This is a genomic window from Viridibacillus sp. NPDC093762 (assembly GCF_050279675.1).
Lineage (GTDB): Bacteria > Bacillota > Bacilli > Bacillales_A > Planococcaceae > Viridibacillus.
In genome coordinates, this window is sequence record NZ_JBNNUK010000018.1 from 15,364 (window position 1) to 30,702 (window position 15,339).

General features: G+C 36.9%; 13 protein-coding genes. All 13 read left to right on the plus strand.

What is annotated here, in order from left to right:
- The first annotated feature begins 82 nt into the window (after window positions 1-82).
- The 13 genes from ACQKM9_RS17570 (at window position 83) to ACQKM9_RS17630 (ending at window position 15,212) form a co-directional block, all read left to right on the plus strand.
- Entirely contained in the window at window positions 83-1,813 is a 1,731-nt protein-coding gene (locus ACQKM9_RS17570) for an adenine deaminase C-terminal domain-containing protein (protein ID WP_427735678.1), read from the plus strand.
- An 11-nt stretch (window positions 1,814-1,824) separates the two neighbouring features.
- Window positions 1,825-2,868 carry a DUF3048 domain-containing protein gene (locus ACQKM9_RS17575; RefSeq protein ID WP_427735679.1) on the plus strand — a complete coding sequence of 348 codons (1,044 nt, stop codon included), beginning with the start codon at window positions 1,825-1,827 and terminating at the stop codon, window positions 2,866-2,868.
- A gap of 20 nt (window positions 2,869-2,888) precedes the next feature.
- Window positions 2,889-3,209 (plus strand): YerC/YecD family TrpR-related protein, encoded by a 321-nt coding sequence (locus ACQKM9_RS17580; RefSeq protein ID WP_038178690.1) that lies wholly within the window; start codon window positions 2,889-2,891, stop codon window positions 3,207-3,209.
- Between the two features lie 210 nt (window positions 3,210-3,419).
- Window positions 3,420-4,106 carry a heptaprenylglyceryl phosphate synthase gene (locus ACQKM9_RS17585; RefSeq protein ID WP_427735680.1) on the plus strand — a complete coding sequence of 229 codons (687 nt, stop codon included), beginning with the start codon at window positions 3,420-3,422 and terminating at the stop codon, window positions 4,104-4,106.
- Window positions 4,107-4,158: 52 nt separating this feature from the next.
- Window positions 4,159-6,399 carry a DNA helicase PcrA gene (pcrA, locus tag ACQKM9_RS17590; protein ID WP_427735681.1) on the plus strand — a complete coding sequence of 747 codons (2,241 nt, stop codon included), beginning with the start codon at window positions 4,159-4,161 and terminating at the stop codon, window positions 6,397-6,399.
- Between the two features lie 22 nt (window positions 6,400-6,421).
- Window positions 6,422-8,428 (plus strand): NAD-dependent DNA ligase LigA, encoded by a 2,007-nt coding sequence (gene ligA / locus ACQKM9_RS17595; RefSeq protein ID WP_427735682.1) that lies wholly within the window; start codon window positions 6,422-6,424, stop codon window positions 8,426-8,428.
- A 14-nt stretch (window positions 8,429-8,442) separates the two neighbouring features.
- Window positions 8,443-9,585: a CamS family sex pheromone protein gene (locus ACQKM9_RS17600; RefSeq protein ID WP_427735683.1), complete on the plus strand. Its 1,143-nt coding sequence runs from the start codon at window positions 8,443-8,445 to the stop codon at window positions 9,583-9,585.
- A gap of 285 nt (window positions 9,586-9,870) precedes the next feature.
- Window positions 9,871-10,164 carry an Asp-tRNA(Asn)/Glu-tRNA(Gln) amidotransferase subunit GatC gene (gene gatC / locus ACQKM9_RS17605; RefSeq protein ID WP_038178678.1) on the plus strand — a complete coding sequence of 98 codons (294 nt, stop codon included), beginning with the start codon at window positions 9,871-9,873 and terminating at the stop codon, window positions 10,162-10,164.
- Between the two features lie 22 nt (window positions 10,165-10,186).
- Window positions 10,187-11,650: an Asp-tRNA(Asn)/Glu-tRNA(Gln) amidotransferase subunit GatA gene (gene gatA, locus ACQKM9_RS17610; protein WP_427735684.1), complete on the plus strand. Its 1,464-nt coding sequence runs from the start codon at window positions 10,187-10,189 to the stop codon at window positions 11,648-11,650.
- Window position 11,651: 1 nt separating this feature from the next.
- Window positions 11,652-13,079: an Asp-tRNA(Asn)/Glu-tRNA(Gln) amidotransferase subunit GatB gene (gene gatB / locus ACQKM9_RS17615; protein WP_427735685.1), complete on the plus strand. Its 1,428-nt coding sequence runs from the start codon at window positions 11,652-11,654 to the stop codon at window positions 13,077-13,079.
- Window positions 13,080-13,164: 85 nt separating this feature from the next.
- Window positions 13,165-13,293 carry a hypothetical protein gene (locus ACQKM9_RS17620; protein WP_427735686.1) on the plus strand — a complete coding sequence of 43 codons (129 nt, stop codon included), beginning with the start codon at window positions 13,165-13,167 and terminating at the stop codon, window positions 13,291-13,293.
- Window positions 13,294-13,504: 211 nt separating this feature from the next.
- Window positions 13,505-14,065 (plus strand): thioredoxin family protein, encoded by a 561-nt coding sequence (locus ACQKM9_RS17625; RefSeq protein WP_427735687.1) that lies wholly within the window; start codon window positions 13,505-13,507, stop codon window positions 14,063-14,065.
- A 235-nt stretch (window positions 14,066-14,300) separates the two neighbouring features.
- A complete protein-coding gene (locus ACQKM9_RS17630; RefSeq protein ID WP_427735688.1) occupies window positions 14,301-15,212 on the plus strand; it encodes a diacylglycerol kinase in 912 nt (303 codons plus the stop codon).
- Window positions 15,213-15,339: the final 127 nt, after the last annotated feature.

Here is a 15,339-nt window from a genome sequence, read left to right on the forward strand (position 1 = left end):
TAAATCCTATTTTTGACATAAATTAAATAATCGATTTAACGAGCATATAAACAAAAAAGAAAAGCGAAAGGAGATGGATGTAATGCCAGAACCCTCATGGAAAATTAGTCAAATCCGTCAACAAATAGCTATCATTGATGGTAAAGAAGCACCTAATTTAGTAATTAAAAACGCGCGTTATTTACATGGCGTATACAAACAATGGATCCAGGGGAATATTTGGATTGATAAAGATCGTATTATATACGCAGGACCTAAAATGCCACCAAACACAGCGACAACAGATATTGTTGATGCTGAGGGACAGACGATTGTTCCAGGTTACATTGAACCACATGTTCATCCATTTCAGCTTTATAATCCCCAATCTTTTGCGGATTATGCAGCGCAAAGTGGAACGACGACGTTTCTATCTGACAACTTGACGCTATTTTTAGCAATTAAAAACAAGAAAGCGTTTACAATTTTAGACCAATTGAAGCAACTGCCATTCTCATTCTACTGGTGGGCTCGATTTGATTCACAAACGGAGCTTGAAAATGAGCATGATCTCTTTACGACAAAAGCAATTAATGATTGGCTTGAACGAACAGATGTCATGTTAGGTGGGGAGTTAACAGGTTGGCCAAGATTACTAGCAGGCGATGACCAAATGCTATATTGGCTAAAACTCGCAAAAGCACATGGCAAAAAAATTGAAGCACATTTGCCGGGCGCATCTGAAAAAACGTTAGTTCGCATGAAGCTTTTTGGTGCTGATGGGGACCATGAATCAATGACTTTAGAAGAAGTGGAAAATCGCATTTTACATGGATATGCAGTAACTTTACGTCATTCTTCCATCCGTCCAGATTTACCAACACTTTTGAAAGATATTGTTGAGAAGAAATTGAATATTTTTGATCACTTAATGATGACAACAGATGGTGCTACACCTTCATTCCATAGAGATGGTGTGATGGACAAATGTATTCAAGTAGCCCTTGATGCTGGGGTGTCGCCGATCGATGCCTACCAAATGGCATCTTACAATGTCGCGCGCTATTATAATATGAGTAATTTACACGGACTTATAGCAACAGGACGGTATGCTACTCTAAACTTTTTAGAAAATGAATTTAATCCAGTACCTGTAAGTGTATTATCAAAAGGTATTTGGTTAAAACGCGACAATAAAAAGGAGTTCACTCTACCATCAATCGATTGGTCAGCAATGGGCACGCTCGATTTGAAATTTGATTTATCTGATGATGACTTCCAATTCTCGATGCCATTTGGGATTCAATTGGTGAATGATGTGATAACGAAACCATATAGCGTATCCGTTCATACAAATGAAGGTAAACTTCACACGGACCACGATGAATGCTATTTAATGCTAGTTGATAAAAATGGAAAGTGGCGTGTAAATACTTTGATAAAAGGTTTTGCGACACATCTTCAAGGTTTTGCATCCTCTTACTCAAGTACTGGCGATATAATTTTAATAGGAAAAGATACAAAAGATATGTTAATAGCCTTCAATGAAATGAAAAAAATGAAGGGCGGTATCGTAATTGTTGAAAATGGGCGAGTTTTAGAAAGCCTGCCACTTTCAATTGGAGGAGGATTATCCGCCGAGCCTGTAGAAGTATTAATAGAGCAAGAATTAGCTTTAAAGAAGGCGTTACAAGAGCGAGGTTATCATCTTGGTGATGCTATTTATACTTTGCTATTTTTACAATCTACACATTTACCTTATATTCGGATTACTCAACGCGGTATTTTCGATGTGATGAAGAAAACCGTTCTATTCCCGTCCGTTATGAGATAGGAGGAAATCTTTTGAAAAAGAAGTTGATGATGGGGCTATTAGTACTTGGCGTTTTAATTGTCGGATGCTCTAAAGAGAAAGAAGAAAAAGAAGTAAAGAAGGAACCCGAAAAAACGGAAGTACAAGCGGAAGCAGAAGTTGAGAAAAAGACATATCTTACACCGTTCACTGGTTTAGAAGTAGAGCAAAAACCAAAAATGCGGCCTGTGATGGTGACGATTAATAATCATCCGCAAGCGCGTCCTCAATCTGGTCTAACTTCAGCTGATCTAGTTTATGAGATGGTAGCTGAAGGGAATATTACACGTTTGCTTGCAGTATTCCAAAGTGAGTTGCCTGAGAATATGGGGCCTGTAAGAAGTGCAAGAGATTATTTTGTTAATCTAGCAAAAGGTTTAGATGCATTTTATATTGCACATGGATATAGTCCAGAGGCGAAAAGGATGTTAAGTACTGGTGAAGTGGATAATATTAATGGGATGCAATATGATGGTTCATTATTTCAACGTTCAGCGGATCGAGTAGCGCCACACAACTCCTATATTTCAGAAGAAAATATAAAGTTAGGATTTAAAAAGGTAGGAGCTTCATTAAAAATGCACAAAAAAGTACCTTTCTCTTTTTATGAGTCTGCTGAAGATGTTAAAATAGAAAAGTATATTTCGAAAGTAGATATTCGTTATGGTGTTGATGAACAATTCCATAACACATATACTTTTAATGAAGACAGTAAATTATATGAACGTCAATCTGGCGGCGTTGTGACTAAGGATTTATTAAACGATGAATCTGTACAAGTTGCCAATGTATTATTCTTTGAAGTGAATCAAAGTACTGTTGATCAAAAGGGACGTCAAGCGCTTGATTTGACTTCAGGTGGAAATGGTTATGTATTTCAAGCTGGGCAAAAGTTAGATGTCAAATGGCGAAATGTAGATGGTGTATTAGTGCCATATGCAAATGATAAGCCTGTCAAATTAGTGCCTGGTAAGTCGTGGATTCACCTCGTACCTTCCAATCCTGGATTAGCAAAAGCGGTCACATATGAACCTTAATGAGGAAGGGGGAATGAAGCATGCAAATTGAAAAAATTAAAGGTCATCAAACAGAACAACTATTTAAAGCAGTTTTGGAGTTAAATGACATAGAAGAATGCTATAAATTCTTTGATGATTTATGTACAATAAGCGAAATCCAATCTTTAGCACAACGTTTTGAAGTAGCGCATTTATTACGCCTAAAAAAAACGTATGAAACAATCAAAAAGGAAACAGGTGCTTCTACAGCAACAATTTCTCGTGTACGCCGTTGTTTTGATTACGGAAATGATACATATGATGAAATGCTTGGTCGCCTGTATCCAGATGAAAAACCTTTTCTAGCTCCTAAAGACTGAGAAGTTGTTTAACAAATATAATGAAACCGACTGAGCAGATGCCTGTTCAGTTTTTTTCTTGTGAAATAAATTTTCGATAAATTCTTTCTTGCCTTTTCGAATATTCAATTGAGGCTACGTTTGACTAATGTATACTGGTAATTAGAGAAAAACTTGGTTGCTCTTTGGCTAAGTCAAATAGAGATTAATATTACAGATAGGTGGGTTAAAATGGAGTTTCAAAATTGGCGTCATGTATTTAAAGTGGATCCGGCAAAACCAATGACTGATGAAGTGCTAGAGCAATTGTGCGAATCAGGCACAGATGCAATAATTGTTGGTGGTACAGATGATGTGACAATAGATAATGTATTAGATTTATTGGTAAGAATTCGTCGTTTTACAGTGCCAGTCGTTTTAGAAATTTCTAATTTAGAATCTGTGACACCAGGTTTTGATTATTACTTTATACCAACAGTATTAAATAGCAGTAACACCACATGGGTAAAAGACTTACATCATCAAGCGATTAAAGAATACGGCGATATCATGATGTGGGACGAGCTTTTTGCAGAAGGCTATTGCATATTAAATGCAGATTGTAAGGCTGCAAAAGTGACGGAGGCAAGGACTGAGTTAGATGCAGAAGACGTAGTTGCTTACGCAAGAATGGCTGAAAATCTGTTCAATTTACCTATCTTTTATCTAGAATATAGTGGCATTTACGGGAATCCTAATATAGTAAAAGATGTTCAAGATGTTTTAGAAAAAACACGATTATTTTACGGCGGAGGCATTTCTAATGCTGAGCAGGCAAAGGAAATGGCTCAATCGGCTAATACTGTAGTAATTGGCAATATTATATATGAAGATTTAAAAGCAGCACTTAGTACAGTAAAAGCAGTGAAAGAAATATAAAACTATAGTATAATCAAGAACAAATGTTTGTATTGTAAAAAGGTGGTGCGTTATGGAACAGCTAACGAATAATTTATTAAAAGGAATGAACCCAGAACAGGCAGAAGCTGTGAAAACAACAGAGGGCCCATTGCTAATAATGGCCGGAGCAGGATCAGGGAAAACGCGCGTACTAACTCATCGTATCGCGTATTTAGTAATTGAAAAAAAGGTGTATCCTTCGAAAATATTAGCCATCACATTCACGAATAAAGCGGCTCGTGAAATGAGAGAACGTATCGATGGTTTACTAGGCAACGGTACGGGTGCACAAATGTGGGTATCTACATTCCACTCTATGTGTGTTCGAATTTTACGTCGTGATATTGATCGTATTGGCTACAACAAAAACTTCTCCATTCTAGATACAACTGATCAATTAACAGTAATTAAAAACGTTTTAAAAGAGTTAAATATAGATCCTAAACGTCATGATCCACGCTCTATGTTAAATGCGATTAGTTCTGCGAAAAACGAATGTATCGATGTTGAAACATATAAAGCACAAGTGAGTTCAACAAACCCATATGAAAAAACTGTCGCAGATGTATATGAAGGTTATCAAAGACGTTTGCGAAAAAACCAATCATTGGATTTTGATGATTTAATCATGATCACTATTCGTCTATTCAAACAGGTACCTGAAGTACTTGAATATTACCAAAATCGATTCCAATATATTCACGTGGATGAATATCAAGATACAAACCATTCGCAATATCAATTAGTTCAAATGCTTGCGAAGAAACTCCAAAACATTTGTGTTGTTGGTGACTCTGACCAATCAATTTATCGTTGGCGCGGAGCAGATATCCAAAATATTTTATCTTTCGAAAAAGACTATCCTAAGGCGAAAGCGATCATGTTAGAACAGAATTACCGCTCGTCTGCACGCATCCTTCAAGCGGCGAATGACGTCATAAAAAATAACTCTAGTCGCTATCCAAAAGAATTACGTACGGAAAATGCTGAAGGTGAGAAAATTGCTATTTCACGTTCTTATGATGAGAAACAAGAAGCACAATTTGTCGTACAAACAATTCAAGAATTAATGTTGAAAGAGAATCGCTCACTTGATGATTTCGCAATTCTTTATCGCACAAATGCACAATCGCGTGCAATGGAAGAAGTGCTTGTGAAGTCGAACATGGCTTATACAATCGTTGGAGGCACGAAGTTCTATGATCGTAAAGAGATAAAGGATTTATTGGCATACCTTCGTTTAATTGCTAATAATGACGATGATTTATCTTTAGCGCGAATTATTAATGAACCAAAACGTAGTATTGGTGCAACTTCTTTTGATCGTATGGCGCAATTCGCATTTGAACAAGATCGTTCTATTTTTGATGCATTAAGGGAAGTTGACTTTATGGGCTTGCCTGCAAGAGCAGCAAATGCAGCAGCAAAATTCCATGCAATGATTTCGGACTTTACGCGAATGCAGGAATTTTTGTCTGTGACAGAACTAGTTGAGCAAGTACTCGAAAAATCGGGCTATCGTGAGATGTTAAAAACTGAAAAAACGATTGAAGCAGAGAGCCGCTTAGAGAATATCGACGAATTTTTAACAGTTACAAAAGCATTCGAAGCCCAAAGTGATGATAAAACACTTGTTGCCTTCTTAACAGATTTAGCACTTATAGCAGACATTGATTCTCTTGATAAAGAAGACGAGTCTAAAGGTAGCGTTGTCCTAATGACAATGCACTCTGCAAAAGGTTTAGAGTTCCCTGTCGTTTTCATCATTGGTATGGAAGAAAATATCTTCCCACATTCACGATCATTGCAAGATGAAGATGAAATGGAAGAAGAGCGTCGTCTAGCTTATGTTGGTATCACTCGTGCAGAGCAGAAATTATTCTTAACTTGCGCACAAACACGTACTATTTTTGGTCGTAGTAGCTATAATAATCCATCACGATTCCTACAAGAAATTGATAATGGAATTATTGAAAATGTTTCTGCGAACAATAATGGTGCTAGTGCTGGACGTTCACAACGCCAGTCAGGATTTGTTACATCAACAACACAGCCATCTCGAACAGTAGTGACTAAACCAGCATATACACAATCTGGTGGAGAAAAACTTGGCTGGGCTTCTGGTGACAAAGCATCTCATAAAAAATGGGGTGTCGGTACAGTTGTTAGTGTCCGTGGTGAAGGAGAGAATGTTGAGTTAGATATTGCATTCCCAAGCCCAACAGGTATTAAACGATTATTAGCAAAATTTGCGCCTATCGAAAAAGTATAAGCGCAGTTGCGGAGGAAAATTAATGGACAAAATACAACTGGTAAAGCGTGTAGCTGAACTAAATGAGCTTCTTCATGAATATGGACATGCCTATTATGTACTGGATAAACCGGTTGTTTCAGATGCAATTTACGATCAATTAATAAATGAACTCATTGCAATTGAACAAGAAAATCCGGATTTAATATATCCGGACTCTCCTACACAACGAGTAGGGGGGGAAATATTACAAGGTTTCCGCAAGGTTACACATGACTATCCAATGCTTAGTCTTTCGAATGCTTTTAACGAAGCGGATTTGAATGACTTCGATCGCAGAGTTCGCGCAATTATTGGTGACAATTTTAATTATATTTGTGAATTAAAAATCGATGGTTTAGCGATTTCTCTTCGCTATGAAAATGGTGTTTTTGTTGTAGGCTCAACACGTGGTGATGGTCAAATTGGTGAGGATATTACAGAAAACTTAAAAACGGTTCGTTCTATACCGTTACGTTTAAAAGAGCCGGTATCCATTGAGGCACGTGGAGAATGTTATATGCCAAAACGCTCTTTCACAAATTTAAATAAAGCACGTGTTGAAAAGGGCGAAGAATTATTTGCAAACCCTCGTAATGCAGCTGCTGGATCGCTTCGTCAACTAGACCCCAAAATTGCAGCGAGTCGTAATTTATCGACTTTCATCTATGCTATCGGAGGTAGTGGAGAGGCCTATAATTTAGACAGCCATAGTGAAGCATTAGATTACATGGATAAATTAGGATTCCATACAAATCATGAACGCAGAGCATGCAAGGATATTAAAGAAGTAATGACTTATATCGAAGAGTGGACAGAAAAACGTCCAGAATTACCATATGAAATTGATGGGATCGTCATTAAAGTAAACCGTTATGACCAGCAAGAGGAGTTAGGTTATACAGCGAAAAGTCCACGTTGGTCTATCGCATATAAATTCCCAGCTGAAGAGGTAGTTACTAAAGTTTTAGATGTTGATTTGACTGTCGGTCGTACAGGTGTTGTTACCCCTACAGCTATACTAGAACCAGTACTTGTAGCAGGGACAACTGTTGGACGTGCAACATTGCATAATGAGGACATTATTCGTGAAAAGGATATTCGAATCGGAGATCAAGTTATTATCCGTAAAGCTGGTGATATCATCCCAGAGGTTGTTTCCGTATTGTTTGATCAACGTAGTGAAGATTCGGTTCCTTATGAAATGCCAACACATTGTCCGGCATGTGATAGTGAGCTTATACGTTTAGAAGGTGAAGTAGCACTTCGATGTGTAAATCCACAATGTTTTGCGCAAATTTCAGAAGGTATGGCCCATTTTGTATCACGAAATGCGATGAATATCGATGGTTGTGGAGAAAAAGTTGTAGAGCAATTATTAAAATCTGATCTTGTAAAAGATGTATCAGACCTATATAAATTAAAAGTAGAAGATTTAGTTCAATTAGAGCGTATGGGCGAAAAATCAGCTAATAATTTAGTGACAGCTATTGAAAATTCGAAAGAAAATTCAATGGAACGCTTATTATTTGGCTTAGGTATTCGTCATGTTGGTGCAAAAGCAGCGCGCGTATTATCTGAAGAATTTGGTTCTATGCAGAATTTAATGAAAGCTACAACAAATGAACTTGTGAATGTAAATGATATTGGTGAGAAAATGGCTGAATCATTGCTTTCATATTTTGAAAATGAAGAAGTCCAAGTATTAATACAAAAGCTTTCTGATGCAGGCGTGAACATGGACTTTAAAGGTAAAAAAGTAAATGTGGCTGACATAGAGAGTATATTTTCAGGCAAGACAGTTGTTTTAACTGGTAAATTAGAACAATTGACACGACAAGATGCAAAAGAGAAAATAGAACAGTTAGGCGGTACAGTTACTGGAAGTGTAAGTAAAAAAACAGACCTAGTAATCGCCGGAGAAGAAGCAGGCTCAAAACTAGCAAAAGCTGAACAACTTGGCATTGAAGTTTGGGATGAAAACCGCCTTCTTCAAGAATTAACTGTGTAAAGGAGATCAAGATCATGAAACGACTTCGCTGGATACCGGCGATGATTGTTGTCACCATGCTTGCAGGTTGCGTTCCATCATTAAAGAATGACACGGAAGTAGTACAAAGCGATGCTAAAGACAAGGAAGAAGCAACGATCATTCCTAATATACAAATTGATGACCAATACTATCGTACTCTTTTACCTTATAAAGCAAGTGCAAGTAGAGGTTTGATTGTTTCAAACATTTATTCAAAATATGATATTACAGAAGCAGAAAGTGGACTATTACGCTTATCTCAAAACGCATTTGACCCAGGAAAGTACTTTTTCCAAGAGGGGCAGTATATAGATGAGGAAACTGCCTCTTCATGGCTTTCGCGTAGTTCTCAAACAGATGATGGATTAAATCCTGCTACTACCAAAAGTATGTCGCCAACAGAACGTGCTACAAAGGCTCCTATCTATTTGTCGCATATCGTAGAACAAAACTACCTTGAAAAAACAGGGAAAAATAAAGTAAAGCTTGCAGGTGTTTCAATCGGCTTGGCTCTTAACTCTATTTACTATTATCAAAAAGAAGATTACGGTGCAACATATGAAAAACCAATACCAGATCAGACTTTAACAAAAGAAGGAAAAAAAATGGCTGATCAAATCGTTCAACGATTACGTCAAAAAGAGGGATTAGAAAATGTGCCAATGGTTGTTGGACTATTTAAACAGCAAAGTCGTAGCTCCGTTGTTCCGGGCACATATATTTCTTACGGTATTGTTGATGAGGGATCTAATAAAATCTCAGAGTGGAAATCGGTTAAAGAAGAATATGTCTTGTTCCCAACAAATGATAATGAAGAAAATTACCGTGAGATGAATCAGTATTTTAAGTTCTTCAAACAAGATATTGAAAAGTACTTCTCTAACTATACAAATGTTATTGGAACAGGCTTCTATCAAGATAATAAAATTAAAAAGTTAAACATAGATATTCCGATTAAATTTTACGGTACTTCCGAAATTATTGGCTTCACACAATTCATGGCTGGTGCAGTAATTGATCAATTCCCTAAAGATTTAAAGGTCGAAGTTAATGTGACTTCTGTCAACGGACCAGAGGCATTAGTAGTAAAAGATGCTAATTCAAGTGAGCCATATATTCATATATATAATGATTAGTTTTTAAGAAAGAGTGCGACAAATTTGTTGCACTCTTTTACTTTAGTAGAAAGTATGAAAATCATACTTATTTGTGTCGATAAATTGTATAATCTGAAGGTAGTCAATTATCTCTATTCATTTTGTTATAATGGATTATGAGTATAATAAGGTTGTTAATAAGGGAAAGAAAAGCCTTTATTTTCAAGCGTTTGGCGTCACTTTAGCGAAAAGTATCGCCTTGCATAAATATTACTAAAAATGATACTATTATCGGTATGGTTATTGAATTCGGAGGTGTGAAGAATGGCGAATATTACAAAAGAAGAAGTTAAGCACGTTGCTAACTTAGCTCGTCTAGCTATTACAGAAGCTGAAGCTGAAAAGTTTGCACAACAATTAGGTGCGATTACTAAATTTGCAGAGCAACTTAATGAATTAGATACTACTAATGTTGAACCAACAACACATGTCTTACCACTTGTAAACGTTTTACGTGAAGACGTTGCAGTGAAAGGTTTAGATCGTGAAGTTATGATGTTAAACGTAAAAGAACATGTTGACGGTTTAGTTAAAGTACCACCAATCATTACAGAATAATAGTCAGTAAGGAGGGCCACATATGACATTGTTTACAAAATCAGCACTAGAGTTACAAGAACTTTTAAAAACAAAAGAAATCTCAATCGCTGACTTAACAGAAGAAGCCTACAAACGTGTAGCTGCACTAGATGGTGAAGTAGGCGCGTTTTTAGCACTAAATGAAGAAAAAGCAAAGGCACAAGTAAAAGAAATGGATGAAGTTCCTTTTGAAGAAAGAGGACCACTATTCGGTCTACCTATCGGTGTTAAAGACAATATCGTTACTGAAGGCTTAGAAACAACTTGTGCAAGTAAAATTCTAGAAGGCTTCAATCCAATCTATGACGCAACAGTTGTCAATAAATTACGTGAAGCTGGTATGGTAACAATCGGTAAATTGAACATGGATGAATTTGCAATGGGTTCTTCAAATGAAAACTCAGGCATCAAACCAGTTCGTAACCCATGGAGTCTTGACCGAGTACCTGGTGGATCTTCAGGTGGTTCAGCAGCAGCTGTAGCAGCGGGAGAAGTGCCATTCTCATTAGGTTCTGATACAGGTGGTTCAATTCGTCAACCAGCATCATTCTGTGGTGTTGTAGGGATGAAACCAACTTATGGTCGTGTATCTCGTTACGGTTTAGTAGCATTCGCTTCTTCACTTGATCAAATTGGACCAATTACTCGTAATGTACGAGACAATGCATTATTACTTGAAGCAATCTCAGGTGTAGATGCTAACGATTCAACTTCGGCAAACGTTGAAGTACCAAGCTTTGTAGAAGCTCTTACTGGTGATGTGAAAGGTCTTCGTATCGCTGTACCTAAAGAATATTTAGGTGAAGGTGTTGGAGAAGCGGCACGTCAATCAGTTCTTGATGCACTTAAAGTATTAGAAGCTCAAGGCGCAACTTGGGAAGAAGTATCACTTCCTCACTCTAAATATGCATTAGCAGCATATTACATCCTTTCTTCTTCTGAAGCATCTTCAAATTTATCACGTTTTGACGGTATCCGTTACGGCTTCCGCGCTGAAAACGTTACAAACCTAGAAGAACTTTACAAAGAAACTCGTGCTCAAGGTTTCGGGGATGAAGTAAAACGTCGTATCATGCTTGGAACTTATTCATTAAGTGCAGGTACTTATGATGCTTACTACAAAAAAGCACAACAAGCTCGTACATTAATCAAAGAAGATTTCGATAAAGTTTTCGAAGAATTTGATGTAATTCTTGGACCTACAACTCCAACTCCAGCATTCAAAATTGGAGAAAATGTTGAAGATCCTATGACTATGTACGCTAACGATATTTTAACGATTCCTATTAACTTAGCAGGTGTACCAGCTATCTCAATTCCATGTGGATTCGAAGATGGTCTACCACTAGGTTTACAAATTATTGGTAAATACTTCGATGAAGCTACAATTTACCGTGTGGCAGATGCTTTCGAAAAAGCAACTGAATTCAACAAAGAAACTCCTCAAATTTGGGAGGTAAAATAACATGAACTTTGAAACAGTCATTGGTTTAGAAGTACACGTAGAGTTAAAAACAAACTCTAAAATTTTCTCTGGTTCACCAAATCACTTTGGTGCTGAACCAAATACAAACACAACAGTAATTGACCTAGGTTACCCAGGTGTTTTACCAGTTGTAAACAAAAACGTTGTAGATTACGCAATTCGTGCATCTTTAGCACTTAATATGGAAATCGAACAACATACTAAATTCGACCGTAAAAACTATTTCTACCCTGATAACCCGAAAGCGTACCAAATTTCACAATTTGATAAACCAATCGGTAAAAACGGCTGGGTTGATATTGAAGTAAACGGTGAGAAAAAACGTATAGGTATTACTCGTCTTCATATGGAAGAAGATGCTGGTAAACTTACACACGGTAAAAACAGCTCTCTAGTTGACTTTAACCGTCAAGGTACACCACTTGTGGAAATCGTATCTGAACCAGATATCCGTACGCCAGAAGAAGCTTACGCTTATCTTGAGCAAATCAAATCAATCATCCAATATACAGGCGTATCTGACTGTAAAATGGAAGAAGGCTCACTTCGTTGTGATGCCAACATTTCAATCCGTCCATACGGCCGAGATGAATTCGGTACAAAAACTGAATTGAAAAACTTAAACTCATTCAACTTCGTTCGTCGTGGTCTTGAGTTTGAAGAAAAACGTCAAGCAGCTGTATTAAATGCAGGCGGTGTCATCGAGCAAGAAACTCGTCGTTTCGATGAAAAAACAGGTAAAACAATCCTTATGCGTGTAAAAGAAGGCGCGGACGATTACCGTTACTTCCCAGAACCAGACTTAGTTGATATCGTAATTGACGATGCATGGTTACAACGCGTAAAAGATGAAATTCCTGAACTACCAGCAGCTCGTAAAGTTCGCTATGTTGAAGAACTAGGATTAACAGCATACGATGCAGGCGTGTTAACATTGCAAAAAGACATCGCAGATTTCTTTGAAGCAACAGTAGCAGCTGGAGCAGACGCAAAACTTGCTTCTAACTGGTTAATGGGTGAAGTATCTGCTTACTTAAACGCAGAACAAAAAGAATTAAAAGATACTGCTTTGACACCAGAAGGACTTGCAAGTATGGTTAAATTAATCTCTGCAGGTACAATTTCTTCTAAAATCGCTAAAAAAGTTTTCAAAGAGCTAGTTGAAAACGGTGGCGATGCAGATAAAATCGTTAAAGATAAAGGTCTTGTTCAACTTTCTGATCCAACAGCTTTACTTAAAATTGTTACAGAAACTTTGGACAATAACCAACAATCAATTGAAGACTTTAAAAATGGTAAAGATCGTGCAATTGGCTTCTTAGTAGGTCAAATCATGAAAGCTACTAAAGGACAAGCTAACCCACCAATGGTTAACAAAATCCTTCTTGAAGAAATCAACAAACGCTAATTTAAAACTTTCAAAGACTGCTTGGGCATCCGTGCCTCAAGCAGTCTTTTTTGCTATAGTAGATGAAAAGTAAGGGGGCATTCATATGGAAACACTTAGTCGTTCTGAAGGCATCGTTTACGCTTTTGATAAAAATCACAAGCCTATTAAAACCATTTCATCAGGTACTACAATTCGTATAGAAACTTTCGATTGCTGGTTACCATGTTATTAAGTGCAGCTGGTCAAATGGAAATTTGCCAGATAGTCGATCCACTAATGACAGTGCGCTTTGTTTTATCAAAATCAATACCATCTCAGTTTAATACGAGGATAATTTAAATCGAGTAGTAGCGGAGTAACAACATCTTATTGGAGATTAGCATGTTTAGAACTTTGCCAAAAATTCATAAAACATTTACACTATTTTCAAGGGGGTTTTACATATGAAAACTGAACAACAATATTTTGATGAAACAATTTCAATTCAAGATTATATGGATAGTATGACAACGCATAAGGATAACAGCTTTAAAGTGTATAATAATTATCAACTACCTGAGGATGAAGCACTCATTTCTTTACTGGTATCTAAAAAACCACATATTTTAACGATAACAGAAGACTGGTGTGGTGATGCGATGATGAACAATCCAATCATCCGCAAAATTGCAGAGGCCGCTAATTTAGAAATGCGTTGTGTATACCGTGACCAAAATTTAGAGTTAATGGATCAATATTTAACAAACGGTGGTCGCTCTATTCCGGTTTACATCATTTTAAGTGAAGCAGGAGAAGTGCTTGGAAAATGGGGACCACGTGCACCACAACTACAAGAATATGTGTTAGCAAAAAAAGCCACACTACCTGCACAGGACGATCCTACATTTGAAGAGAAACAAAAGGAATTATTCTCAAGTATTACTGAAGAGAATGCTTCAAATGAAGAATTTTGGGGTTGGGTGTATGAGGATTTCCGTAAAGTTGTAACAGACAATTTAAAATAAAACCGTCATTTGCACAATAAGGATGATTCTGTATAATGGGATTGAAAGCTTTTCATGTTTGGACTGCTTCAAACTTCAAAATTGATATCACATTATAAAAAATAAAGGGCTGCCTAAACGAATTTAATATAAACGTTGAGACAGCCTATTTTGAGCCTTAAGTACTTTTGGGAACATTCCTCAGAATTTTTCCGTTAATATAATTAGAAAATTGTAGAGCAAAGAAGGTAATGATATGAAACGAGCACGAATCATTTATAACCCCACATCGGGTAGAGAAATTTTCAAAAAGCATCTACCTGAAGTATTAGAAAAATTAGAAGTCGCCGGCTATGAAGCCTCTTGTCATGCTACTACCTGTACTGGCGATGCGACTACTGCTGCAAAGGCAGCGGTTGAGCGTAAATTTGATGTGATCATTGCTGTAGGTGGAGATGGTACATTGAACGAAGTTGTCGCTGGGGTTAGTGAATTTGAAGAGAGACCTAAAATTGGATTAATACCGATGGGGACAACAAATGACTTTGCACGTGCGGTACATATTCCACGAGATATAAGTCAAGCTGTAGAAATTATTATAAAAGGTGATACTATTCCAGTGGACGTAGGATTAGTGAATGATCGACATTTTATCAATATTGCTGGTGGCGGTCGTATAACTGAACTGACTTACGAAGTACCTAGTAAGCTTAAAACAATGATTGGGCAACTGGCTTATTATTTAAAAGGAATTGAAATGCTACCGTCTATAAAAGCTTCTAAAATGCGTATTGAATACGATGGGGAAGTATTTGAAGATGAAGCAATGATGTTCTTAATCGGCTTAACAAATTCAGTAGGCGGATTCGAAAAATTATCACCAAACTCAAGTATTAATGATGGCTACTTCTCCATGTTTATATTAAAAAAATGTAATATCGCTGATTTTATCAAGCTTGTTTCACTTGCAGTTCGAGGAGAACATTTTAAAGACCCACATGTTATCCATGCAAAGGCTAGCCATGTGAAAGTGACTTCAGATGAAGTAGTACAGTTAAATTTAGATGGTGAATACGGTGGGAATATTCCTGCTGAATTTAGAAATTTAAAAAGACATATTGAAGTCTTTGTACCAATTGCTGATATTAGAGAACAAGATAGACCATAATATAATGAATGTTTTAAGACTAGAAGCCATGCTGCTTTCTAGTCTTTTCTTTTATTTAAAATGTGAAATGCAAATTCTTTGCTCAAGATAAATATCAATTCACATTTTGAACATTCTTTTATCATAT

Excerpts from the sequence above, each read along its gene's own strand:
- ACQKM9_RS17625 (WP_427735687.1), top strand. The coding sequence starts at position 13,505 with ATGAAAACTGAACAACAATATTTTGATGAAACAATTTCAATTCAAGAT.
- gatA (WP_427735684.1), top strand. The coding sequence starts at position 10,187 with ATGACATTGTTTACAAAATCAGCACTAGAGTTACAAGAACTTTTAAAA.
- ACQKM9_RS17630 (WP_427735688.1), top strand. The coding sequence starts at position 14,301 with ATGAAACGAGCACGAATCATTTATAACCCCACATCGGGTAGAGAAATT.
- gatC (WP_038178678.1), top strand. The coding sequence starts at position 9,871 with ATGGCGAATATTACAAAAGAAGAAGTTAAGCACGTTGCTAACTTAGCT.
- ACQKM9_RS17600 (WP_427735683.1), top strand. The coding sequence starts at position 8,443 with ATGAAACGACTTCGCTGGATACCGGCGATGATTGTTGTCACCATGCTT.
- ACQKM9_RS17570 (WP_427735678.1), top strand. The coding sequence starts at position 83 with ATGCCAGAACCCTCATGGAAAATTAGTCAAATCCGTCAACAAATAGCT.
- ACQKM9_RS17620 (WP_427735686.1), top strand. The coding sequence starts at position 13,165 with ATGGAAACACTTAGTCGTTCTGAAGGCATCGTTTACGCTTTTGATAAA.
- gatB (WP_427735685.1), top strand. The coding sequence starts at position 11,652 with ATGAACTTTGAAACAGTCATTGGTTTAGAAGTACACGTAGAGTTAAAA.
- ligA (WP_427735682.1), top strand. The coding sequence starts at position 6,422 with ATGGACAAAATACAACTGGTAAAGCGTGTAGCTGAACTAAATGAGCTT.
- pcrA (WP_427735681.1), top strand. The coding sequence starts at position 4,159 with ATGGAACAGCTAACGAATAATTTATTAAAAGGAATGAACCCAGAACAG.
- ACQKM9_RS17580 (WP_038178690.1), top strand. The coding sequence starts at position 2,889 with ATGCAAATTGAAAAAATTAAAGGTCATCAAACAGAACAACTATTTAAA.
- ACQKM9_RS17585 (WP_427735680.1), top strand. The coding sequence starts at position 3,420 with ATGGAGTTTCAAAATTGGCGTCATGTATTTAAAGTGGATCCGGCAAAA.